Consider the following 23,806-nt stretch of genomic DNA (forward strand, 5'->3'; position numbering starts at 1 on the left):
TATGATTAATTCACAATATTTTGACAGTGTACCTGTTAAAGAAGTTTTCAAAAAAGGTGGCTTTGATACTAAACTGTCATTTCTGATTATGGGATTTTCAAATTTCTATCATAAACAGATTATTAAGGGATGTTTATTCTTACTTTCAGAAATCCTATTTTTGATTGCTTTTGTTACTTCAATTATTCCGAGTTTGCAAGGGTTAATCACTTTGGGTACGCAAGAACAAGGACTTGTTGAGAAAACAGTTGGTGGCATTAAGATGAAAGTCGCTGTTGAGGGTGATAACTCAATGTTAATGCTAATCTTCGGTTTAGCAGCCTTGATTTTCTGCCTTGTCTTTGCTTACATTTACTGGTGTAACCTAAAAAGTGCGCGTAATCTTTATGTTCTAGATAAAGAAAACAAAAAGATTCCAACGTTCAAAGAAGATTTTGAAACACTTGCTAATGGTCGTTTCCACATGACTTTGATGGCAATTCCAATGATTGGTGTTCTGCTCTTTACCATCTTACCATTGATTTACATGATTTGTTTGGCATTTACAAGTTATGACCACAATCACCTACCACCAAAGAGTCTCTTTGATTGGGTTGGTTTCACTAACTTTGGTAATATCTTCAACGGTCGTATGGCAGGAACATTCTTCCCAGTGCTTTCTTGGACCTTGATTTGGGCAGTATTTGCCACAGTAACAAACTTCTTCTTTGGTATTATTTTAGCTCTTATTATCAATACTAAAGGTTTGAAATTGAAGAAAATGTGGCGAACAATCTTTGTTATTATCATTGCGGTGCCACAATTCATTTCACTTCTTATCATGAGAAACTTGCTTAGCGATGCTGGTCCAATCAATGCTATTCTTGAAAAAATCGGACTCGTCTCAGCTGCCAATCCATTGCCATTCTTATCTGATCCGCTTTGGGCCAAGTTCTCAATTATCATCGTTAACATGTGGGTTGGTATTCCTGTAACAATGTTGGTTGCTACTGGTATCATCATGAACTTGCCACAAGAGCAAATTGAAGCTGCTGAAATTGACGGAGCAAGCAAATTCCAGATTTTCAAATCAATCACATTTCCTCAAATTTTACTGGTTATGATGCCGAACTTGATTCAACAATTTATCGGTAACATCAACAACTTCAACGTTATCTACCTCCTTACTGGTGGTGGTCCTACTAACTCTAATTTCTATCAAGCTGGTAGCACAGACTTGCTTGTTACATGGCTTTACAATTTGACAGTTACTGCAGCAGACTACAACCTTGCTTCTGTTATCGGTATCATCATCTTTGTTCTTTCTGCCGTGTTCAGTCTTCTAGCTTACACAAGAACAAGTTCTTATAAGGAAGGGGTTGCGAAATAATGAAAAACCAAAAACGATTAAGATTGACGTTTGTCTATATTTTACTGATTGTTTTATCAATCATCTGGCTCTTTCCAATTGTTTGGGTTGTCCTTACAAGTTTCCGTGGCGAAGGAACAGCTTATGTTAACTATTTCATTCCAAAAACTTGGACGCTGGATAATTATATCAAATTATTCACATCAGATGCCTTTCCTTTTGGACAATGGTTCTTAAATACATTGCTAGTTGCAACAGCATCTTGTATCATAGCAACCTTTATCACGGTTGCTATGGCTTACTCACTCAGTCGTATCAAATTTAAACACCGCAACGGTTTCTTGAAACTAGCACTTGTGCTTAATATGTTCCCTGGCTTTATGAGTATGATTGCCGTTTACTACATCTTAAAAGCCTTTAACCTTGACCAAACACTTCTTGCCCTTGTCTTGGTTTACTCAGCTGGTGCAGCACTAGGCTTCTATATTGCCAAAGGGTTCTTTGATACAATTCCTTACTCACTTGATGAATCTGCCATGATTGATGGAGCAACACGCGCTGATATTTTCTTTAAAATCACACTTCCTCTTTCAAAACCAATTATCGTTTATACAGCGCTTATGGCTTTCATCGGACCTTGGATTGACTTCATCTTTGCTAAGGTTATCTTAGGAGATGCGACAAGTAAATACACCGTTGCCATTGGACTCTTCTCAATGTTGCAACAAGATACCATCAATGATTGGTTCATGTCATTTACAGCAGGTTCAGTTATTATCGCCATTCCAATCACATTACTCTTCATGTTTATGCAAAAATACTACGTGGAAGGTATTACAGGCGGTTCTGTTAAATAATCTAAAACCTAGCATTTCCCCTTCTAAATTAATTATCAAAAACAGCTTAGAACGATTCTTCCAAGCTGTTTTATTTTTACTACATTATTAATTGTAGTAGAAAATTTTGTTTCTTACCAAAATTCGCGTAAGAAATCATCTTTCAAACGTTCACGGTAAAAGAGTTCGTTGAGGTCATCTTCCTCGAAAACGCGAAGCAAATTGAGCATATCATAAGCTAAATCTAGTTTTGGTAATTCCTTGCGAGGAATCCATTTAATTTCGCCCTCGTCAGTCGAATGAATATCACCGACGTAGTCAGAAGCTCGATATAAGAAAACAAGGTAGCGTTCATCTTCTTTAGTGTACCAATGTTTCATTCCTACTAATTGTGGATCGTTAATCGTCAAACCAGTTTCTTCCTTAACTTCACGAATAACAGACTCAACCAAACCTTCGTGTGGCTCAATATGCCCTCCAGGAAGCGCATAACCAGACCAACGATAACGTTTTGGGTCACGAATCTGCATGACAACATTTCCCTGACCATCCTCAATTAAGCACATATTTGTTAAAATCACACTCTGTGCACGTGACATATTTTCCTCCGAATTCTATTCTCTACGCTAATACTTAATATTAATTGTTTTTAGGGTGTTCTAAAGTGAACTTTTACATGAATCTCAATTCTAATCCAAGGCTTTCAATTCTAATACCATATCACGCAATTGGGCAGCAAGTTCAAAATCGAGCATTTCTGCTGCTTCTTGCATTTGTTTTTGAAGTTTCTTAATGGTCTCTTGACGTTCTGCTTTCGTCATAGCATTGTAGTCTGGAATATCTTCTGTGACATCTGTATCAGAACTTTTCGAAATGGCAATCAAATCGCGAATATCTTTTTTGATTGTTTGCGGAATAATACCATGTTCTTCATTGTAACGCATTTGAATTTCACGACGACGCGCAGTTTCGTCCATGGCTTTTTGCATGGATTCTGTAATCTTATCAGCATACATGATAACATGCCCCTCGCTGTTTCGCGCTGCACGCCCAATCGTTTGAATAAGACCACGTTCATTGCGCAAGAATCCTTCCTTGTCCGCATCAAGAATGGCAACCAAACTTACTTCTGGGACGTCAATTCCTTCACGAAGCAAATTAATCCCAATCAAGACATCAAAAACACCTAGACGCAAATCACGAATAATCTCCGTACGTTCCAACGTTTTAATATCTGAATGCATATACTTGACTTTGACACCCATTTCTTTGAGGTAATCGGTCAAATCTTCTGCCATTTTCTTAGTTAATGTTGTAATGAAAGTGCGTTCGCCTTTTTCAGCACGTCTATTGATTTCACCGAGCAAATCATCCATTTGTCCCATGGTTGGACGCACTTCCACTTCAGGGTCAAGTAAACCAGTTGGACGAATGATTTGTTCAACAACAGTATCAGTTTGTTCCAGCTCGTAATCCCCTGGGGTGGCTGACACGTAAACAATTTGGTGAACATGACTTTCAAATTCTTCACGGCGCAAGGGACGATTATCAAGCGCACTTGGTAAACGAAAACCATAATTAACCAGCATTTCCTTACGCGAACGGTCTCCGTTATACATTCCTTTGATTTGACCCATGGTCATGTGACTTTCATCAACCATAATAAGGAAATCTTCTGGAAAGAAATCAAGTAAGGTAAACGGTGGCTCCCCTTCTGAACGACCGTCCATATGACGCGAATAATTTTCGACACCATTTGTATAGCCCATTTCACGAAGCATTTCAACATCGTATTCTGTTCTTTGGCGAATACGCTGCGCTTCTATCAACTTTCCTTCTGCCTCAAACTGCTTGACCTGCTCTTCCATTTCTTCCAAAATGTTGTGAATGGCGTGCTCCATATGTTCCTCATTGGTCATGAAGTGTGTAGCAGGGAAAATCGCTAAATGTTCCACCTCACCAAGAACTTTACCTGTCAAACTTTCGATTTCTCGAATACGGTCAATTTCGTCACCAAAAAATTCCACACGAAAAGCATGCTCATCACGACTGGCTGGGAAAATTTCGACAACGTCGCCACGCACACGAAAACGGCCACGTTGAAAATCAATGTCATTTCGTTCAAATTGAATGTCAACCAAATCGTTTAACAATTGGTCACGTGATATTTCTTGCCCAGGTCGCAAACTAACCACACTATCAGCATATTCTTTTGGTGACCCCAAACCATAGATACACGATACCGACGCTACTACGATAACGTCATTACGTTCTAGTAGGGCTGATGTTGCTGAATGGCGTAATTTATCGATTTCATCATTTACCGAGCTATCTTTTTCAATATAAGTATCGCTAGAAGGCACATAAGCTTCTGGTTGATAGTAATCATAATAAGACACAAAATATTCAACAGCATTGTCTGGGAAAAATTCTTTAAATTCCCCATAAAGTTGCCCAGCCAAAGTTTTATTATGAGCAATGACCAACGTTGGTTTGTTGACCTTAGCAATAACTTGACTCATCGTATAAGTCTTACCAGTTCCTGTTGCTCCAAGAAGAATTTGAGCTTTTTCCCCACCTTCAATATTATCCACCAAAGCCTCAATAGCTTCTGGTTGGTCTCCAGACGGTTGGTATTTTGATACTAATTTAAATTGATTGTTCTCTACTCTATCTATCATGATAATCCTCAAAACTGAAATTTGTTACTCTTATTGTAACACAAGTCAGTAAAAAAGGGATTTTTAGACTATTATTGCTAAAATCATAGTATTTCATGTAAGATTTTCTAACATCACATGTTTCTTAAATTTGCCTTAATGTCTGAATTTTGGTATAATAATACTATTCTAACCAAAAGGAGACTAACATGAAGCACAAATTGAAAGCTCTTATGCTAGCAATATTCTCTGTATTCTTTGTGTTTGGTGTCAAAGCTCAAGCAGACACAATTAGCATTGTATCTGATACAGCTTATGCCCCATTCGAATTTAAAGATTCAGACCAAACTTATAAAGGGATTGATGTTGATATCATCAAAGAAGTCGCTAAACGCGAGGGATGGGACTACGAACAAACTTACCCTGGTTTTGATGCTGCAGTAAACGCTGTTCAAGCGGGACAAGCTGATGCTCTTATGGCAGGAACAACCGTTACTGACGCACGTAAGAAAGTCTTTACTTTCTCTGATACCTATTATGATACTTCAATCGTTATCTACACCAAAAGTGGTAACACAGCCATTTCAAAATATAGCCAATTAAAAGGTAAAACTGTCGGTGTTAAAAATGGTACTGCTGCCCAAACTTGGCTTGACGAACATGCTGATAAATATGACTATACTGTCAAAACATTTGATACTAGCGATTTGATGAATAACAGCCTTGATTCTGGTTCTATTGATGCAGCGATGGACGACACACCAGTTGTTCAATACGCTATCAATCAAGGAAAATCATATGAAATCAATATCGATGCAGAATCAATCGGAAGCTTCGCTTTTGCTGTTAAAAAAGGAAGCAGCTACGAATATTTGATTGATGAATTCAACGAAGCCCTTGCTGCTATGAAAGAAGACGGTACTTATGACCAAATCATGCAAAAATGGTTAGGTGATTCATATACATCTTCTTCAACAAGCTCATCATCTAATAGTTCAGCCGCTTCAAGTACCTTAACATTAACTGGAGACGCTTCTGCTAAAGCTACACCCGTTAAAAGTACTTACAAAATCGTCATGGACTCTTCTTTCGCACCATTTGAATACCAAAATGATTCTGGTGAATATGAAGGTATCGACGTTGAATTGATTAAAGCTATCGCTGAACAACAAGGTTTCAACGTTGAAATTTCTAACCCTGGTTTTGATGCTGCGCTTAACGCGGTTCAAGCTGGACAAGCGGATGCGGTCATAGCAGGTATGTCAATCACAGACGCTCGTAAGGAAATTTTTGATTTCTCTGATGCTTACTACACTTCAAATATCTTACTTGCTGTAAAATCTGGTAGCAGCGTTAAAAGTTATAGTGATTTAAAAGGCTTAACTGTCGGAGCTAAAAACGGAACATCATCTTACACATGGTTATCTGAACACGCTGACGAATACGGTTATACCTTGAAAGCTTTTGACGAAGCCTCAACAATGTATGACAGCTTGAACTCTGGTTCTATTGATGCCTTAATGGATGATGAAGCCGTTCTCCTCTACGCTATCCAACAAGGACGCGACTTTGAAACACCTATCGCTGGGGAAAAATCCGGTGAATACGGATTTGCCGTTAGCAAAGGTTCTAACCCAGAATTGATTGAAATGTTCAACAACGGTCTTGCTGCCTTGGTTGAATCTGGCGAATACGACGAAATCGTCAATAAATACCTTGATACAAGTGATAGTTCAAGCTCAAGTTCATCAACTGTTGATGAAACAACAATCTGGGGACTCCTCAAAAATAACTATTCGCAATTACTTGCAGGTTTAGGAAAAACACTTAGCTTAACACTGATTTCATTTGCAATTGCTATGGTTATTGGTATTATCTTTGGTATGATGGCTGTTGCGCCAAACAAAGTTCTTCGTACTATTTCAGCTGTCTTTGTTGACATCGTACGTGGTATCCCATTGATGATTGTAGCTGCCTTTATCTTCTGGGGAATTCCAAACCTTCTCGAATCCATCACTGGCAGACAAAGTCCAATTAACGATTTCGTTGCAGCTACTATTGCGCTTTCGCTTAACGGCGGTGCTTACATTGCAGAAATCGTACGTGGTGGTATTGAGGCTGTTCCTCAAGGTCAAATGGAAGCCAGCCGTAGCTTGGGTATTTCATATGGTAAGACAATGCAAAAAATCATCTTGCCACAAGCTATTCGCCTAATGCTACCAAACTTCATCAACCAATTCGTTATTTCATTGAAAGATACAACTATCGTATCAGCAATTGGTCTTGTTGAACTCTTCCAAACTGGTAAAATTATCATTGCTCGTAACTACCAATCTTTCCGTGTGTATGCTATCCTAGCAGTTATCTACCTTGTAATGATTACCCTTTTGACACGTTTAGCAAAACGTCTAGAAAAGAGGCTTAAATAATGGCAGAATTAAAAATTGATGTACAAGATTTGCACAAATCTTATGGAAATAATGAGGTCTTAAAAGGAATCACAACTCAGTTCCACGAAGGTGATGTTGTTTGTATTATTGGTCCTTCAGGTTCAGGAAAATCAACATTCCTACGTACCCTCAACTTACTTGAAACAATCACAAGTGGGAAAGTTATCGTTGATGGTTATGAACTTTCTGACCCAAAAACTGATGTCGATAAAGTTCGTGAGGATATTGGAATGGTATTCCAACACTTTAACCTTTTCCCACACATGACAGTTCTTGAAAACATTACCTTTGCGCCTATCGAACTAGGTAAGGAAAGCAAAGAAGAGGCAGAAAAACATGCCATGGAACTTCTTGACCAAGTCGGCTTAGCTGATAAACGTGACGCAAAACCCGAAAGCTTATCAGGGGGACAAAAACAACGTGTGGCTATCGCTCGCAGTTTAGCCATGAATCCTGATATCATGCTTTTTGACGAGCCTACTTCTGCACTTGACCCAGAAATGGTCGGAGATGTTCTTAACGTTATGAAAAATCTTGCAGAACAAGGCATGACAATGTTAATCGTCACTCACGAAATGGGATTTGCTCGTAAAGTTGCCAACCGCGTTATCTTTACTGACGGCGGTGAATTCCTCGAAGACGGCACACCAGAACAAATCTTCGACAACCCACAACACCCACGCCTAAAGGACTTCCTTGATAAAGTCTTGAATGTGTAACTGAGTAAGAAAACTTGACAGCTAAAGCTGTTGTTTTCTACGCTAAGTGCTATAACACTTAGCTAACTCACTTATTAGCAAACGAGTAGGTTCAATATTAACCTACTCGTTTTGCGTCATAATCTTTTTATATTGGTCGGATGCTAAAGCATCTCGACCTTTTACGTTACCTACTAAATCGTAGGTAACTAGATTTCTCACTAGGTTAAGTTAAAGCTGTTAAGTTTCTACGCTAGGTATTACAGCACTTAGCTAACACTACCTACTATAACCTTTGACTTTTATAGCACCTTTTGATAAACTAATATCAAATTAACATTTAGGAGGAAAAGGAGCAATGAACAACTAAGAACAGAATTTTTGATACTACCATATCAAGTTTTGTTTTTAGTGTGCTCTTTAATAAACTTCCTCAGCTAATAGATGGCTATTTTCTGCCTTTATTAGTGCTATTTTGTTTTATTAATAGAAAGCCTCACTCTCTACTTGATTTGGTAGAGAGTTTTTTATTGAAAGCGAGGTTCTTATGCTACAAATTAATCATTTAACAATTACACATCTTAAAGACTTAACACAGCTTATTTCTGATTTAAATGTAATCGTCAATTCTGGGGATAAATTAGCTATTATTGGCGAAGAGGGTACTGGGAAGTCAACACTTTTAAAGGCTATTTTGTCTCCGCAATTAATGACTAACTACTGTATTCTCGAGGGAAAAATTGATAATCATTTTCCCAAAATTGGATATTTACCACAAGCTTTGTCACAAAAACAAGAAAAGATGACAGTTTCAGAATTTCTTTATGATAATTTAGATTATGTTAGTTTCGATTTCAATGCTTTTTACCAAATGGCTGCGCGATTAGATTTGGATATTCAATTCTTAGAAAATAGAAATCAGAGTTTGAAAAGTTTATCTGGTGGAGAAAAATTAAAGTTACAACTTGCTAAACTGGTTGGTGAAACCAATGATTTACTCTTACTAGATGAACCCTCTAGCGACCTTGATGCACAGGCAATTAATACTTTACAAGCATTCATTCAATCATCTGACAAAACAATTATTTTTATCTCTCATGATGAAGCTCTGCTAGAAAAAACTGCTACTGCTATTCTACACCTTGAGTTAATAAAGCGTCGTCAAGTTGCTCGCGCAAGCTATTTTTCAGAAAGTTACACAGATTATATGACTTATCGTCACAAAGCTTACACCAAACAATTGGAACAAGCCAAAAACGACCGCCGTATAAAAGCTAAAAGAGATGCTAAAATACAACGGCTTCATCAGGCGGCAGAATACAATGTGCGAAATACTCATGATAGCACTATGGGGAGATTAGCGGCTAAAAAGATGAAAAATGTCTTATCTCTTGAAAAACGGTATGCCAAAGAAGAAGAAGAAAAAATGGTCAATTTTCCTGAAGAAATGGATAGTATAAAACTATTTTTCGATGATATTATCCCTCTCGATAACAAGAAAAAACTTCTGTCTTGGGACAATCATGATTTATCAACTGGCCAAAAAGTCAGTTTAACCATTTTAGGTCAAGATAAACTGGTGATTACTGGGCGAAACGGTATCGGAAAAACACGTCTGCTCACACAAATTTACCAAGAGCTAGATAAAAATCATTTTTCAATCGGTTATATGCCACAAGATTACGATAGTGTTTTTAGCAAAGAAATGACCGCTCTAACATTTTTAACACAGGTATCAGACAGCGAAAAAGCTCGAACACTCCTTGCCAGCCTTCAATTTACAAGACAAGAAATCGAACACTCTGTCCTTGAACTTTCAGGTGGGCAAAAAGCAAAACTATTCTTAGCACGTATGGTTTTAGCCCAAAATCATATCTTAATTCTTGATGAGCCGACAAGGCATTTTTCACCAACTAGTCAGCCATTAATCAGAGAACTTTTAAGAAATTTTAACGGCTGTATTATCAGTGTTTCTCACGATAGAAAATTCATTGACGACATTGCTAATCTGCGTTATCAATTAACTGACAAAGAACTTCAAAAATATTAAAAAAACTGTCCACTGGACAGTTTTTTCACGAGTCTAGAAATTGAAAAGCGAGTTAAGTCCAGTGGACAGTTTTTTCACAAGCTTAGAGATTGAAAAACGAGTTTTATGCAGGTAAGTAAGGCGAGTATTATGATTCTTGATCCTTGGCTTCATCTGCTTTTTCTTTAGCTAATTTTTCACGCTCCAAGCGCAAACGTCGATTTGGATTAAGGGTATTGAAAAGTTCTTCTAGCTTTTCAGCATTCCAAACATCGGCTGCTGATACAAAATTACCATCTTTATCTCGAAAAGATATCGGTTTATCACCCATAAGAACCTCCAGTAAAATGTAATATAAGCTCAATTGTGAATCATCACAATTCCTATTAATCTTTAAAATTTATAATTCTTCCAATTTAAGCAAAGCAGCACAGCAATCAAACACGTCGTTGGAACATAAGTTACTAGTTCGAAAATGGTTTCGATAATGAACCATTTTCGAACTAGTAAGATGCCTAGGCAAGCTCCATATAGAGCTTGCTGTCTTGTCGTTAGATAGCTAAGCTATCAACGACAAGTGGCAGGTTAATCCACAAATTCGAATTCGAAGTTTCCGATTCGGACAATGTCTCCGTCTTTAGCTCCGCGTTCACGAAGGGCTTCATCAACCCCCATACCACGCAATTGGCGAGCAAATTTCATAACGGATTCATCACGTTCCATATTCGTCATGACAAAGAGTTTTTCAAGTTTTTCACCTGACAATACCCAAGCAGCATCGTCATCACGTGAAATTTCAAATGGACGTTCATCTGGAGCAAAGCCATAATAAACTTCTTCGTCAATCATGTCATCATCAGTGTAAAGCAAGAATTCATCTGTCTTAGCAAGTAATTCTGCTGTCGCTTCCATTAGATTTTCTAGTCCTTGATGTGCCAAGCTTGAAATTGGGAAAATCATTGGCATCTCTTCAAAATCATCATAATTCGCTGTCAATTTTTCTTTGAAAATTTTCAAGTTTTCTTCCGCTTCTGGCATATCCATCTTATTTGCAACAATGATTTGTGGACGTTCCATCAAACGAAGATTATAGGTTTCAAGCTCATTATTAATAGAAACATAATCTTCATACGGGTCACGACCTTCACTAGCTGACATATCAATCACGTGTAAGATAACGCGTGTACGCTCAATATGGCGAAGGAATTGTGTACCTAGTCCAACACCTTGTGAAGCGCCCTCAATCAACCCTGGAAGGTCAGCCATAGCAAAGCTATCACCTGATTTGGTACGAACCATTCCAAGATTAGGCACGATTGTTGTAAAGTGGTAAGCACCAATTTTAGGTTTAGCAGCTGTCACAACACTCAACAATGTTGATTTACCAACTGATGGGAATCCAACCAAACCAACGTCAGCCAAGATTTTTAATTCTAATTGAAGGTTACGTTCCTCACCAGGTTCACCATTTTCAGCGATTTCAGGTGCTGGGTTACGTGGTGTCGCAAAGCGAATATTACCACGTCCACCACGTCCGCCACGAGCAACAACGAATTCTTGACCATTCTCAACAAGGTCAGTAATCACTTTATTGGTTTCCGCATCACGAACAGTTGTCCCTTGTGGGACCCGGACAATAAGGTCCTCCGCACCACGTCCGTGCATTCCCTTTGTCATCCCTTTTTCACCAGATTTGGCTTTAAAAATACGATTATAACGGAAGTCCATCAAGGTACGAAGCCCTTCGTCAACTTTAAAGATGACTGAACCACCTTTACCGCCATCACCGCCCCAAGGTCCACCGTTAGGGACGTATTTTTCACGACGAAAGGCAACCATTCCGTCACCACCACGACCAGCTTTTACGCTAATTTTGGCAGTATCTAAAAACATACTCATTATTAATTCCTATTCTTTCATTATTGTAAAAATTACTTTAAAGTTTGATGGGTTAAAGCATAAAAAAACGCCTCTTCAGCGTTCTTTAAATAATTGAACCAATTGCAGTCGCAATAAGACCACCTACGGTTACTAGAACCATTAAGATAACAACTACTAAAGTCAGTTTTTCAAACGCTGTTTTTTTACGTGGTCCGTTTTCACCAAATGCCACTTTAATACACCTCGCTCATTGAATTTATTACTATTATCTTAACATGATTGCCCCAAATAATCAAATAACTACTGCAGAAATTTACAATTCAACATCAAATTCTTCAAGGCTTGCTAACTCATCATCTGTTAATCGACGCCACTCTCCAAGAGCCAATTGCTTATCCAATTGAAGTGGCCCCATGCTGAGACGTTGAAGATCTGTCACTTTTTTGCCACAAGCCTGTACCATGCGTTTGATTTGGTGGAATTTTCCCTCTTTAATGGTAATTTCAACAACACTTGTTCTTTCTGCTTCATTTATTTCAAGAATCACCAACTGCGCTGGCTGACAAGTGAAATCTTTCAAGTCAATACCATTGGCAAAAGCTGCCACATCAGTAGTCGTCATCAGACCAGCAACTTTGGCTCGGTAAGTTTTATCAACATGTTTTTTAGGAGATAGCATGGCATGCGCTAACTTACCGTTATTAGTTAATAGTAAAAGCCCATGCGTATCAATATCCAAACGCCCAACTGGAAAGGTTTCCTTATCCCAAGCTGTCTTATCGAGTAAATCTAAGACGGTTTTATGATGATTATCCTCCGTTGCTGAAATCACACCTTTTGGTTTATTCAACATATAATAAACGTATTTTTCATAAGAAAGAGTCTGCCCCTGACACCTAATCTGATCGGCCTTCTCATCAATCTGTGTTTTAGGTGATATTTCTACTTTGCCATTAACAAGCACTTGTTTTTTCTTTAGCAGTTGTTTGACTTCCGTCCGCGATCCTATGCCTGCTTCTACCAAAAATTTATCTAAACGCATCTTCTTTCCTTTACCTATTCTTACATTTTTTAAACGATTTCCTATCTATTGTATCATTTTTCAAGGCACAAAGAAAACAAGGCGGGCAATGCCCGAACCTTGTTTTACATTAATTTGATTGGATTTATTCTTTATATGCGTAAGTAAAATCTACTGATAAACCAGTTGAGCTACGAACAAGTCCTTTAAGGTCTGGATTTTGAAGTCCTTTACCACTACGGAAATAGATTGGGTTATAAAGCGCATTGTCATAAAGTGCTTTTTCAGCGGCTTTATAATCGTCTGCAGCAGCCGCTGGGTCTAAAGCATCTGTTGTGATTGCTTTTTGGTAAGCCGCATCATAATCTGCATTTGAGAATTTACCGTAGTTGTAAGATGAGTTAGTAGTGAACAGACCATAGAAAGTAGAACCTTCTGGATAGTCACCACCCCAAAGCACAAGAGCTACATCAAAGTTCTGGTTTTTAGTATCTTCAAGACGTTGTTTGAAAGTAACGAATTTTTCTTCGACTGTCAAACCTGAAAGAGTATTTTCCCAAGTTTCTTTGATATAGTCAACTGCAGCTTTTGCAACTGGTGCATCTGAATCAGCCGTGATTGTCAATGTAACTGAATCAGTACCAAGTTCTGCCAAACCTTCTTTGAAGAGTTTAGCTGCTGCTTCTTCATCATAGCTATAACCTGGAGAAACGTATTCAGCCAAATCAGCACCATCTGGCAATGTTTCAAGACCCGTAGGCGCAAGAGCTGTCGCAACTGTTGAACCAGTATCTATCGCAGCTTTGACAATTCCTTCACGATCAGTTGCCAAGTTAAGGGCTTGACGAATTTTAGTGTTGTTCAAAGCAGTCACAGTACCTGTTTGGTTATAAACCATGTAGGCTGTTGTAGCTTCTGGAACATCAACAACATCATCACGATTTTTATTAGCTTTGTATGTTGCTTCAGTATTTGAGATGTTTGCATAATCAAGATCACCATCTTTATACATTTGCACAGCTGTATCTGGTTTCTTAATCGTTTGGATGTTTACTTTCTTAGTCTTAACATCTTTAGCATCCCAATAGTATTTGTTTTTCACAAGAGTAAACGTTCCGTTTGTACCGTTCCAATCTTCAACGGTATATGGTCCAGAATACAATGATTTTTCAGAAGTTGTTCCGTAATCATCACCTGCTTCTTCAACAAAGTCTTTACTTTGTGGCATGAAGTTTGCAAATGAAAGCAAGCTCATAAACTGTGGTGACGGAGCAGATAAAGTGAAAATAAGTTTATTTCCGTCAGCTTTGACACCCAATTCATCAACACTTTTAGTTCCTGCAATAACTTCTTCAGCATTCAAGACGTGTGCATCTGATACAAGGTAAGCGTACTCTGAAGCCGTTGCTGGGGCAACAATACGTTGCCAACTATAGACAAAGTCTTCTGCTGTCAAATCACTTCCATCTGACCATTTAAGATCATCGCGAAGTGTTGCTGTATAAGTCAAGCCATCATCAGATACTTCTACTTTTTCAGCCAAATCAGGTTGTAACTCACCATCTTCATCACGACGAAGAAGGTTACTTCCTGAGTTACCAATTGCAATTGATGAATAAGTATCTGTAACTTTTGAAATATCCAAGGTACTAATTTCAGTTGGAATAAACCAATTGATTTCATCACTTGAAGAAGCTGATGAACTACTGCTATTGCCACAAGCTGCTAAAACAACTGTTGATAACAAGGTCACAGCTCCTAGACCTACACGTTTCCATTTTTTAATCTCCATAATGGGATCCTCCTACCATAAACTTTCTTTTGGTATGTTAACTATTATAACATACTATTTTCTAAAAATACAGAAAATTTGTAAATTAATTAATTTTTCCAAAAAACTTAGTTTCATTTATTTTTTACTCATTTTACACACTTTTAACGTTTTTATTTTTAATAAATATTAAAACCTTGAATATTTCAAGTGTTTTTTTGTTTCATCATACAAATAATATCAGAAAAGTTAATATCAAAAATCAGTTTCATTTCGACTCTCGTTCTCAAAATCTTACAAATGAGGGGGAAAAGAGTACTCTAGATTGATGACAACGTTTTGTTTTTGCGAAATAGTTGCTTGGCTACTTTGCAAAAGACAGTCTTTAATCTGTAAAAACCTAAGCTCACCTCCATCTCTTTAGTTTAGCATAGAAAAAGAGATTGATATAATTATTTGAATAATTTGCTTCGCTGTTTCTTTATTGTTGCTCATCTAGAGCACCTCCTATATAAATTTCCCTAGTTTTGAATACATGAGAACGTAATATAACTGCGCTTTCAATCTATTTTCAAAATTTGAAAATTTTTGTTTTAAAATGAAAAATAGGGAAATAATCCTCCTGCTATCAAACCTACACTCCCACCCCCAATAAATATTCTTTCTCTAATACTTCCCCACCCAAAGTAAAAAGCCATATATGCTATCTGCATCATACTTCAGCACTTACTAATGATGCAAACAAAGTAGCTTACATGTCAGGTTTGTCACTAGAGAGGCATTTGTTACTCCTCAGTGAACTATACGCTGAGTAACTGACCACACGCATCCATGTAATTAAAAAAACAAACGTATTTCCTACACTGACACAATATCACATCTGACAAAAAGATTTCATTTTGATAAAAATTCAAACAGGTCATATCGATTTGAAATTGAAAGATATTATTAGTATTGAACTTGTCGAAAAGATACTCTATGAATCAAATTAAGTTTCAGCGTGACCACCCTCAAGTGGATACAGTAAGAGCTACCAAGATTTTGGATGTAACTTCTACTGCTACTCCAATATGAACATTCCATTGACTTTCCTACCGCTGATATCCTCAAAACAATAGTAACATCTCGTAAGAATTACTTTGTCCTAAAAAAGAAAAATCTAGGGATAACCAATATCACTTACTTATATTTGAGGTAAATACCTTATATGAAAATCAGCTTATTTGCCGCTATACCTATAAGCAAACAACAAACATACATAATGACTAATTTTAGTCTCACTCATACTAACATGCGTGCCAAACAACACACGGTGGTCTATTGGTTATTTTTATCTTTAAAATTGAAACAACCAAGCAACTAAAGGAATTGCTCGGCTGGTTTAATTATCTATCTAACGGTTCTCTCTAATCATTTCTCGATACCAACGATAAGAAGCTTTTGGTATTCGTTTCAAGGTTCCTTGTCCTTGATCATCCATATCTACATATATCAAACCGTATCGTTTCGACATTTGTCCTCCTGTTGCACTAATGATATCAATCCCAGACCACATCGTATAACCTAATATAGGAATACCATCCTCATCTTTTGCCTTTAATAGGGCAGTAATATGATCTGATAAATAGTTAATACGATAGGTATCATCAATCTCATTATGTTCATCCAAAGAATCAATCGCACCCAAACCATTTTCTACAACGAACAAAGGTTTTTGATAACGATCATATAATTCATTCAATGTGATTCTAAAACCCAACGGATCGATTGGCCATCCCCACTGACTCGTCTCCAAAAAAGGATTTGAAACAGATGCGAATAAATTCCCCGAATTCGTTGCTAAAGAAGCATCAGCTGATACGCAACGACTATTGTAATAAGATAAACTGATATAATCTACCGTGTATTCTTTTAGTAATAGTAAATCCTCCTCAGGAATCAACAAATTGATGTCATTCCTTTTGAAAAACTTTTGTGCATAAGTAGGATACTCTCCCCTGACTTGAACATCTGTAAAGAAATAGTTTTCCCTATCTTTTTCCAAAGCTAACCAAACATCTTCTGGATTTGCTGAATAGGAATAAACCTTTCCAGCTGCTAGCATACAACCAATGTTATTCTCTTTTGAAATTTCATGAGATAACTTAGTCGCTTTAGCTGAGGCAATTAACTGATGGTGTGCTGCTTGATAAATGTACTCCAGAGGGTAAGATTTATCTGATACATACAAACCTGCGGCTAAGAATGGTAAATGTAAAATCATATTGATTTCATTAAAGGTTATCCAATACTTGATGCGTCCTTTAAAATGCTGGAATAAGACTTCACAGTAATTCAAATAATAATCAACAACCTGCCTATCTCCCCATCCGCCAAATTCTTCTACCAGATAAAGAGGTAAGTCGAAATGACAAATAGTTACTATCGGCTCAATACTATTGTCTAAAAGCTTATTAATAATCTTATCATAGAAAGCTAAACCACTAGGATTCGGTTTATCTTCATTACCTTTTGGAAAAATACGTGACCATGAAAAGGATAACCGATAAGCATTTATTCCTAATTCTATTAATAAATCAATGTCTGTATCGTAGTTCTCTGCCATATTGATTGCTTGCCTTCCAGGAAAATAGGTATCATTCTGAAGGGTGTTATGACAGATTTCACCTTTCATGACACCAAAACGCTGCTCTCCAAATGGAATAACATCAACTAATGCCTTACCTCGTTGTTCTATACCACCTTCACATTGATTGGCAGCTGTTGCTACTCCCCATAAAAATTCATTGTCCATACTATCTACTTTCTAACAGAGATCATCTTTTGACCAAATGCGATATCCTGTTGATTCTCAATCGTCATATCAGAAAACTCTTCCCAATTTGTAACTAGCACTGGTGTTACCAGCGAGTAGCCTTCCGATTGAATAAGTTTCTGATCAAATTCTATTAATACTTGACCTTTTTGAACGTGTTCACCAGCAGTCACTTTAGTTGAAAAGCCTCTACCATTTAACTGCACAGTATCCATTCCAATATGAATCAAAATTTCAATTCCACTATCGCTCTTTAATCCTATGGCATGGCCAGTTGGAAATAATGCTATAATCTCACCATCAACAGGAGATTTTAAAGTTCCTTGACTTGGAATGATTGCTAAACCTTTTCCCAGCATTCCAGAAGCAAAAGTTTGGTCTTCAATACTTTCTAGTGGAACAACTTCTCCCTCTAAAGGGCTTAAAAGAATAGTATCTTTTTCTTCTGACTCATTCTGCACTAATTCATCTTCTTTATAGAACATTAAAGTTAAGATCAACCCGACAACCATCGAGATAAGAATCCCTACAAAAGCAACAATAATATTCCCCATGCTTCCATCTGGATTCATCATATTAGGCAATTCGAAAATTCCCATACCACCCATGATAAATTTTCTAAAATTGAAATGTCCATAGAAAGCACCACCAATTCCTCCTGCGATACAGCTGATAATAAATGGTTTTTTTAATGGTAACAACATCCCGTAAATAGCTGGTTCCGTAATACCAAAAATTCCTGATATAAAGTTAGGAATAGCCATCTCTTTTAATTTCTGATTTTTAGTCTTGCAATAAATGCCCAACACTACCGCCGATGTTGCAAAGGTACAAGCAAAGAATGGCATCATGACATTATCATAACCCAATGTCATCACGTTATTAATATACACTGGAATAAAGCCCCAATGAAGACCAAAAATGATTAGAATTTGCCAAGTTGCCCCTACTAACGCACCTGCTAAAAGTGGACTGATGTCACGCACAGCAAGGGTAAATTGAGAAATTAAGGTTGAACCAAATGTTGCCAGAGGACCCAATACCAATAAAGTCACTGGAATAACGGTTAACATCGTCAACATTGGCACAAAGAAGAATTTCACCAAGTCTGGAATGAGACGATTATATACCCATTCACATTTTGAAGCAAACCAAACTGCTAGAATAACAGGAATAACTGTTCCTGTATAATCAATCGCAATTACTGGGATGCCAAGAAAATTGATATAGACTGGTGATGCTAGAACGCTACCTTCAAATAGAGTAAACAAAGCTTCTGAATTTGCGGATAAACTACTTGCTTGAATCGCTGGATAACAGAGAGCCGCTCCAATTGCTAAACCAAGCATTGGTTTCAACTTAAATTTTTTCGCCGCCGTATATCCTAGAAACAGAGGCATAAAGGTAAACATAGCATCTCCAACAGCATTTAAAATCTGATAGACACCACTAGTATTTTCATATAAACCTAAGGTAACAAACAAGGTATTGAAACCTTTAACCATTCCACAAGCAGCCATAATGCCTAGAACTGGCTGAAAAATTCCAGAAATCGTATCGATCATTCTGTCGAATAATTTTACATTTACTGGCTGACCACTTACTTTAGAATCTGTAATATTCAGCAAAGGCAGAACTTCTTCATAGACATCTGCAACATGGTTACCGATAACAACTTGATACTGTCCTCCACTTTTCATGACAGTTACAACGCCATCTAGTGCCTTTAGATAATCATCATCTGCTTTTGATTCATCAACTAAATTAAAGCGTAGGCGTGTGATACAGTGAACAAGTCCTGTGACATTATCTTTTCCACCGATATGCTCAACAATATCTTGTGCTAAGGCTTGATATTTTTTCATATTTTCCTCCCTAATGTCTTTTTGACAGAGCTAGTATAACAACTTCAGATAACGCTTACAATTTTATTTCAATATTTTGGTCAAATGGTCCAGTAATCATTTAAAAAAACCTTTGTTTTCTGTAACAAAGGTTCAATGTGGTTTATTTTGGTCGATTAGATAGGTTTACTTTGACTTGTTTATCATATGTTTTGGCTAGATACATTGAAAATAGAAGATCGATAATATACGTCAAGCTGATATTACTACTGACAACATCCAAACCAATCAAGCTTTCACGATTAGGCAATTCTATAATCTCATGACAGTAAGGTTTTAATTGTTCATAATAAGGACCAACTAATCCAACAATGGGACAAAACCCTTCCTGTTTTAAATAACGTGCCATCTGAAGAATGGACTCGTTTTTTCCAGTAAAGCTGATAAGGAAAAATACTGTTTTCTTATCTTTATTGAGTGCAAGAAAATGCTTATTAAGAGATTCCATAGCGGTTGCTTGTAGCCCTAAATTTGAAAACTTAAATGCAGCAGCTTGTGCTGAGATATACGAAATACCAGTCCCTAAAAAAATTATCTGATCCGATTTTTCAATAAAATTTATAAGTTTTGGAAGTTGTTGCTTTCTTAAAGTAAATCTAGTATTGGTTAAAGCTTTATCATAAATCTGCGGAAGAATATCTAGGAGATCCTCAAAATTTGTATGGGAAGAAATTGGCTCCTCTGACAATAATGCATCAAGTCGTTGCTTTTCATGCCATTCTGCTAACAATTGTAATTTGAACTCTTGGAACCCAGAAAAACCTAGTTTTTGACACAGACGAACAACCGTTGCCTTACTAGTAAATGATTTTCCTGCCAATCCTTGAGCAGAAAAGGAGGGAATCATTTTCATGTTCTCCAAAATAAAGGACGCAACCACTTGCTCTTGAGGAGTCAAATCAGACTGCTCTTGTAATTTATCAACTAACATATTATTCTCGTTTCTTATTAACTGCTCTATGATGATTATAGCATATAAAAACAAAAATATGTTCAGACTTACTAACTCTGCTCCTCAAATCATTTACGGAAACTGAAAACTCTTCATTTCCTGGCATTCGACCTGTCTTTATATTTACAATTTCAAATTCGAATTTTTTGTAAAATGTAAGCTCAAGAATACTTCCTGCTAAAACTTCAATTGAAATAGTATTATTCATCTGCTTGAAAGCACCATCAACTAACCTTGTCCCAATCCCTTGTCGAATAAATTTCCTATCTACATATAGCCATGCTAATTATCTACTGTAAATACAGTAAAACCAACTATTATCCCTGCAATTTCTGCCACAAGAATCTAATAGTCAAGTAATCCCTCTCTATCGGAATCGATATTAAGCGGAATAAAAGTACCTGATAAATTAACTAAATCTAATACTTCTTGACGTGCAGAAGCATAAATTTGGTAAAACCTTTCAAAAACTTCTTAAATGTACAGTCTACTATTAATGTCTTTTGACATTCCTCATTCTCCATTACAAATTAGTCCATGTTATAGACAATTCTAATTCCTGAGTATTATCATCTATATTCTCAGAAATAATTAAAAATCCTTCTCTCAAGTAAAATGAAATTGCTTTTTGCTTCTTTTTATAAACATTTAACTAGAGCGTTAGATGGATTGCTTTTACAAAATTAAGCAACTTCCTACCAAAACCTAAACTTTGGTGGAGGTTTGGTGGGGAATGAAATTATTCCTCTGATTTTTAATCGTTCTAATAATTTATAAAAAAAAAGACGATAGTTTTTTCTTTTATCGCCTTTGGTAACCATTTTTATGAAATTTTTTAAAGTTAAAAAATATAATTTATAATACTATTTTCTTCCATTTTCTGATTTTAGTTCGGAAAGTTCCAAAAGGTGCAACAGTATTTACATGAATAAACTTATACACTTCCCAAGTCGCTGTTTTAGTCGCTTCATCGGCCCACTTTCTCATATGCGGTTCAAATAATTCCTCCTCACTCAACGAATCAATCATTGCATAGATAGAATTAATATTTTCATTTAATTTTGCTTTCAACTCCTGCAGAGATAAATGAGCGTAAGTATCCGTGAACCACTGATATAACTCACCAAGTTGATTCCATTTAAATTCATCCGATGGTGTTTTTACTTGGTGCCCCTTTCTTTCATCTTCTTCCCATTTAAGAACCAAACTTGTCCATCCAACCTGATACGAAAGGTTTTCGGCTGGAGTTCTATCAACTTCAGTAATTCTTTTATCTTTCAGGCTTTCTGGGATATTATCAAATTCCAAAATATATTTCTCAAATGCTTTACTTATTTCTTTTTTTAGCTCCTCTTTATTTTCATATGTTCTCAAAAAAACACCTCCATCCTGATTTATCAGTACCCTAAATTAAACAGATCTTATTTTTTCCTTTACCTCTTCAAAAAATATTATATTTCTATACCTTTTACGAATAAAGCTTTTAAAAGACAGTGACTATTCTCGGCAATATTCTGATTGTAAACAAGATTATATTTATTAACATCCACGAACTCTCTTCTTTTCTACTATTATATTACTTTTCTCTAAATTTTAAAATAAGGATATTATTTTACTGATTTAAAAATACTAACTTTAAAATATGTAGTATCAATATATAGAACTCAAACTTCAACGACCATCTAGGTAATAATGTAAGGGATATGTTCATTTCCACAAACTCCTCTTCTGTGGAAACAAGTCCATACTCTCAGGGTTTGTGGAAATAGATTGATAACCTATCACGCTATCACATCAAGACACTCTACTTGGATTCTTACTCTGATACTTCTTCTCCATACGACAAAAAACCTTGCAACCAAGGCTTTTCATTATCCCTTTCATTCAAAGGTTTCTAGAATTTTACAAGTAGAGCTACGCACTCAACGGTTCGCTGTTACCGTCTCATTTCGTCGTTAACTCCTCATTCTACGACAATTATCGCATGGGCAGAACAATCTGCTTCTACTTCGCTGTTCCACCAACTCGTACAAGCAGTGATACTGCCTCAACGTGATGCGTATTCGGGAACAAATCAACTGGTTGTACTTTTATGAGTTTGTAGCCGAGTTCTTGATAGAGCTTGATGTCACGCGCCATAGTTGCTGGGTTACATGAGATATAAGTGATTTTTTCTGGCTGCATGGCAACGCTGGCTTTGATAAAGTTTTCTGTCAAGCCTTTGCGTGGTGGATCAACCAAAATCACACTTGGTTTGATACCGTCTTTGCTCCAAGTTGCCATAGCATGTTCTGCCGGATCAGCGATATAATGCGCATTGGTAATACTGTTTAGCGCAGCATTTCTTTTAGCATCCTCCACAGCTTCTTCAATCACTTCGACGCCGTAAACGGCTTTAACATTTTTGGCAAATGAAAGCCCAATTGTTCCAATACCAGAGTAAGCATCAATGACAATATCTTTAGGTGTCAAGTCTGAAAAATCAATGGCAGTTTGGTAAAGCTTTTCAGCCATTTCAGTATTGACTTGATAGAATGAACGAGCAGAAATTTCATATTGATTGCCAAGCATGCTGTCAACAATCGTATCTTTGCCATACAATGTCTTAAACTCTTTACCGAAAATCGCATTGGTATTTTTATCGTTAATATTTTGAACGATTGACTTAACCGCTGGAAATTCTGCCACAATTTTCTCAATGATTTGCTCAATACGGAAGATTTTTGGGCGTGTTGTCACAAAGACCAGCATCATTTCACCAGAATAATGCCCACGACGAACAACCAAATTACGAATCAATCCAGTTTGTTCTTTTTCATCATAAGGTTTAAGGTCAAAACGGCGAAGCAAATCACGTGTAAAATTAATCAAACGGTCAATTTCTTTATTTTGAATATAATAATCAGAAATCGGCATCAAATCATGAGAATGTTTACGGAAAAATCCTGTCTCCAACTGACCATTAACACGACGAACAGGCACTTGTGCTTTATTGCGATAAGCGTATGGGTGCGCCATACCAAGTGTTTCTGACACCTCGACATCTGAAATACCAGCTGTTTTATAGAGATTATCCATTACTTGTTTGCGTTTAAATTTTAACTGTTCAGCATACGCAAGATGCCCAAAATCCGCAATTCCTGTACGCAAATAATCCACATTCAAATCTTGATTGCGGTGTTCAGAGATTGTCACATACTCCTCAACTTTACCAAATCCGATGTTCTTTTTCACTTTCAAGACGCGCATTTTGATTTTCTCACCTGGAAGTGCATTTTCAACAAAAAAGACGAAACCGTCAACCTTGGCAACACCTGCTCCTTCGTGTGATAAATCCGTGATTTCAGCATCTACAATAGCATTTTTACTTAACATAATTTCCTTTCAGCCAATTCTAAATTGGCAATGTTCTATTTCTCGGTCGCTTTTCTCCATAATAAA

General features: G+C 36.8%; 18 protein-coding genes and 2 pseudogenes. 7 read left to right on the top strand and 13 right to left on the bottom strand.

Translation table 11 applies throughout. The features are described from left to right. The first annotated feature begins 1 nt into the window (after position 1). Positions 2–1,369, top strand: coding sequence for a carbohydrate ABC transporter permease (locus E8M05_RS07125; RefSeq protein WP_003065484.1), 1,368 nt, complete (start codon positions 2–4; stop codon positions 1,367–1,369). Beyond that, complete coding sequence (locus tag E8M05_RS07130; RefSeq protein ID WP_003065489.1) at positions 1,369–2,205, top strand: sugar ABC transporter permease; 837 nt, start codon at positions 1,369–1,371, stop codon at positions 2,203–2,205. Before E8M05_RS07125 ends, E8M05_RS07130 begins: the two co-directional genes overlap by 1 nt. Positions 2,206–2,318: 113 nt before the next feature. Here E8M05_RS07130 and E8M05_RS07135 read toward each other — a convergent pair whose 3' ends face one another. Beyond that, complete coding sequence (locus E8M05_RS07135) at positions 2,319–2,783, bottom strand: 8-oxo-dGTP diphosphatase (protein ID WP_003065491.1); 465 nt, start codon at positions 2,781–2,783, stop codon at positions 2,319–2,321. A gap of 90 nt (positions 2,784–2,873) precedes the next feature. Further along, positions 2,874–4,865 (bottom strand): excinuclease ABC subunit UvrB, encoded by a 1,992-nt coding sequence (gene uvrB, locus E8M05_RS07140; RefSeq protein WP_003065493.1) that lies wholly within the window; start codon positions 4,863–4,865, stop codon positions 2,874–2,876. A 188-nt stretch (positions 4,866–5,053) separates the two neighbouring features. Between uvrB and E8M05_RS07145 the strand changes: the two genes are divergently transcribed. The 3 genes from E8M05_RS07145 to E8M05_RS07155 all read left to right on the top strand — a co-directional run bounded on the left by E8M05_RS07145 (position 5,054) and on the right by E8M05_RS07155 (position 10,042). After that, positions 5,054–7,273 carry an ABC transporter substrate-binding protein/permease gene (locus tag E8M05_RS07145; RefSeq protein WP_003065495.1) on the top strand — a complete coding sequence of 740 codons (2,220 nt, stop codon included), beginning with the start codon at positions 5,054–5,056 and terminating at the stop codon, positions 7,271–7,273. Then, positions 7,273–8,013: an amino acid ABC transporter ATP-binding protein gene (locus E8M05_RS07150; RefSeq protein WP_003065497.1), complete on the top strand. Its 741-nt coding sequence runs from the start codon at positions 7,273–7,275 to the stop codon at positions 8,011–8,013. Before E8M05_RS07145 ends, E8M05_RS07150 begins: the two co-directional genes overlap by 1 nt. Positions 8,014–8,539: 526 nt before the next feature. Then, the gene (locus tag E8M05_RS07155; RefSeq protein ID WP_003065499.1) at positions 8,540–10,042 is read left to right on the top strand and encodes an ATP-binding cassette domain-containing protein; all 1,503 of its coding nucleotides are present in this window, start codon (positions 8,540–8,542) and stop codon (positions 10,040–10,042) included. Positions 10,043–10,169: 127 nt separating this feature from the next. On the opposite strand, the gene E8M05_RS07160 is transcribed toward E8M05_RS07155, so the two are convergent. From E8M05_RS07160 to E8M05_RS07180, 5 genes are all read right to left on the bottom strand, one after another. Further along, positions 10,170–10,352 carry a hypothetical protein gene (locus tag E8M05_RS07160; RefSeq protein WP_003065502.1) on the bottom strand — a complete coding sequence of 61 codons (183 nt, stop codon included), beginning with the start codon at positions 10,350–10,352 and terminating at the stop codon, positions 10,170–10,172. A 254-nt stretch (positions 10,353–10,606) separates the two neighbouring features. Beyond that, positions 10,607–11,920 carry a GTPase ObgE gene (obgE, locus tag E8M05_RS07165; protein WP_003065504.1) on the bottom strand — a complete coding sequence of 438 codons (1,314 nt, stop codon included), beginning with the start codon at positions 11,918–11,920 and terminating at the stop codon, positions 10,607–10,609. Positions 11,921–12,005: 85 nt separating this feature from the next. Continuing rightward, positions 12,006–12,134 carry a DUF4044 domain-containing protein gene (locus E8M05_RS07170; protein WP_003065505.1) on the bottom strand — a complete coding sequence of 43 codons (129 nt, stop codon included), beginning with the start codon at positions 12,132–12,134 and terminating at the stop codon, positions 12,006–12,008. Between the two features lie 81 nt (positions 12,135–12,215). Then, positions 12,216–12,944 carry a pseudouridine synthase gene (locus E8M05_RS07175; protein WP_003065506.1) on the bottom strand — a complete coding sequence of 243 codons (729 nt, stop codon included), beginning with the start codon at positions 12,942–12,944 and terminating at the stop codon, positions 12,216–12,218. A gap of 124 nt (positions 12,945–13,068) precedes the next feature. Beyond that, positions 13,069–14,715 carry a peptide ABC transporter substrate-binding protein gene (locus E8M05_RS07180; RefSeq protein WP_003065508.1) on the bottom strand — a complete coding sequence of 549 codons (1,647 nt, stop codon included), beginning with the start codon at positions 14,713–14,715 and terminating at the stop codon, positions 13,069–13,071. A 677-nt stretch (positions 14,716–15,392) separates the two neighbouring features. Here E8M05_RS07180 and E8M05_RS07185 point away from each other — a divergent pair. After that, positions 15,393–15,686, top strand: a pseudogene (locus tag E8M05_RS07185) (hypothetical protein). After that, positions 15,673–15,963, top strand: a pseudogene (locus tag E8M05_RS07190) (DUF5960 family protein). The pseudogenes E8M05_RS07185 and E8M05_RS07190 overlap by 14 nt, the downstream one beginning before the upstream one ends. A gap of 124 nt (positions 15,964–16,087) precedes the next feature. On the opposite strand, the gene E8M05_RS07195 reads toward E8M05_RS07190, so the two are convergent. The 6 genes from E8M05_RS07195 to rlmD form a co-directional block, all read right to left on the bottom strand. Next, entirely contained in the window at positions 16,088–17,488 is a 1,401-nt protein-coding gene (locus E8M05_RS07195) for a 6-phospho-beta-glucosidase (protein WP_003065510.1), read from the bottom strand. Positions 17,489–17,493: 5 nt separating this feature from the next. Beyond that, entirely contained in the window at positions 17,494–19,374 is a 1,881-nt protein-coding gene (locus E8M05_RS07200) for a beta-glucoside-specific PTS transporter subunit IIABC (RefSeq protein ID WP_003065512.1), read from the bottom strand. Between the two features lie 142 nt (positions 19,375–19,516). Further along, positions 19,517–20,344 (bottom strand): MurR/RpiR family transcriptional regulator, encoded by an 828-nt coding sequence (locus tag E8M05_RS07205; RefSeq protein WP_003065514.1) that lies wholly within the window; start codon positions 20,342–20,344, stop codon positions 19,517–19,519. A gap of 1 nt (position 20,345) precedes the next feature. Continuing rightward, positions 20,346–20,573 carry a hypothetical protein gene (locus tag E8M05_RS07210; protein ID WP_003065516.1) on the bottom strand — a complete coding sequence of 76 codons (228 nt, stop codon included), beginning with the start codon at positions 20,571–20,573 and terminating at the stop codon, positions 20,346–20,348. Between the two features lie 647 nt (positions 20,574–21,220). Beyond that, positions 21,221–21,739, bottom strand: coding sequence for a ClbS/DfsB family four-helix bundle protein (locus E8M05_RS07220; protein WP_003065519.1), 519 nt, complete (start codon positions 21,737–21,739; stop codon positions 21,221–21,223). 630 nt (positions 21,740–22,369) lie between these two features. After that, entirely contained in the window at positions 22,370–23,740 is a 1,371-nt protein-coding gene (gene rlmD / locus E8M05_RS07225; RefSeq protein ID WP_003065521.1) for a 23S rRNA (uracil(1939)-C(5))-methyltransferase RlmD, read from the bottom strand. Positions 23,741–23,806 lie beyond the last annotated feature (66 nt).

The sequence above is a fragment of the Streptococcus pasteurianus genome, assembly GCF_004843545.1.
Lineage (GTDB): Bacteria > Bacillota > Bacilli > Lactobacillales > Streptococcaceae > Streptococcus > Streptococcus pasteurianus.

Bases quoted from the DNA above. Each gene is read 5' to 3' on its own strand.
- E8M05_RS07125 (WP_003065484.1), top strand. From the start codon at position 2: ATGATTAATTCACAATATTTTGACAGTGTACCTGTTAAAGAAGTTTTC.
- E8M05_RS07130 (WP_003065489.1), top strand. From the start codon at position 1,369: ATGAAAAACCAAAAACGATTAAGATTGACGTTTGTCTATATTTTACTG.
- E8M05_RS07135 (WP_003065491.1), bottom strand. From the start codon at position 2,783: ATGTCACGTGCACAGAGTGTGATTTTAACAAATATGTGCTTAATTGAG.
- uvrB (WP_003065493.1), bottom strand. From the start codon at position 4,865: ATGATAGATAGAGTAGAGAACAATCAATTTAAATTAGTATCAAAATAC.
- E8M05_RS07145 (WP_003065495.1), top strand. From the start codon at position 5,054: ATGAAGCACAAATTGAAAGCTCTTATGCTAGCAATATTCTCTGTATTC.
- E8M05_RS07150 (WP_003065497.1), top strand. From the start codon at position 7,273: ATGGCAGAATTAAAAATTGATGTACAAGATTTGCACAAATCTTATGGA.
- E8M05_RS07155 (WP_003065499.1), top strand. From the start codon at position 8,540: ATGCTACAAATTAATCATTTAACAATTACACATCTTAAAGACTTAACA.
- E8M05_RS07160 (WP_003065502.1), bottom strand. From the start codon at position 10,352: ATGGGTGATAAACCGATATCTTTTCGAGATAAAGATGGTAATTTTGTA.
- obgE (WP_003065504.1), bottom strand. From the start codon at position 11,920: ATGAGTATGTTTTTAGATACTGCCAAAATTAGCGTAAAAGCTGGTCGT.
- E8M05_RS07175 (WP_003065506.1), bottom strand. From the start codon at position 12,944: ATGCGTTTAGATAAATTTTTGGTAGAAGCAGGCATAGGATCGCGGACG.
- E8M05_RS07180 (WP_003065508.1), bottom strand. From the start codon at position 14,715: ATGGAGATTAAAAAATGGAAACGTGTAGGTCTAGGAGCTGTGACCTTG.
- E8M05_RS07195 (WP_003065510.1), bottom strand. From the start codon at position 17,488: ATGGACAATGAATTTTTATGGGGAGTAGCAACAGCTGCCAATCAATGT.
- E8M05_RS07200 (WP_003065512.1), bottom strand. From the start codon at position 19,374: ATGAAAAAATATCAAGCCTTAGCACAAGATATTGTTGAGCATATCGGT.
- E8M05_RS07205 (WP_003065514.1), bottom strand. From the start codon at position 20,344: ATGTTAGTTGATAAATTACAAGAGCAGTCTGATTTGACTCCTCAAGAG.
- E8M05_RS07210 (WP_003065516.1), bottom strand. From the start codon at position 20,573: ATGAATAATACTATTTCAATTGAAGTTTTAGCAGGAAGTATTCTTGAG.
- rlmD (WP_003065521.1), bottom strand. From the start codon at position 23,740: ATGTTAAGTAAAAATGCTATTGTAGATGCTGAAATCACGGATTTATCA.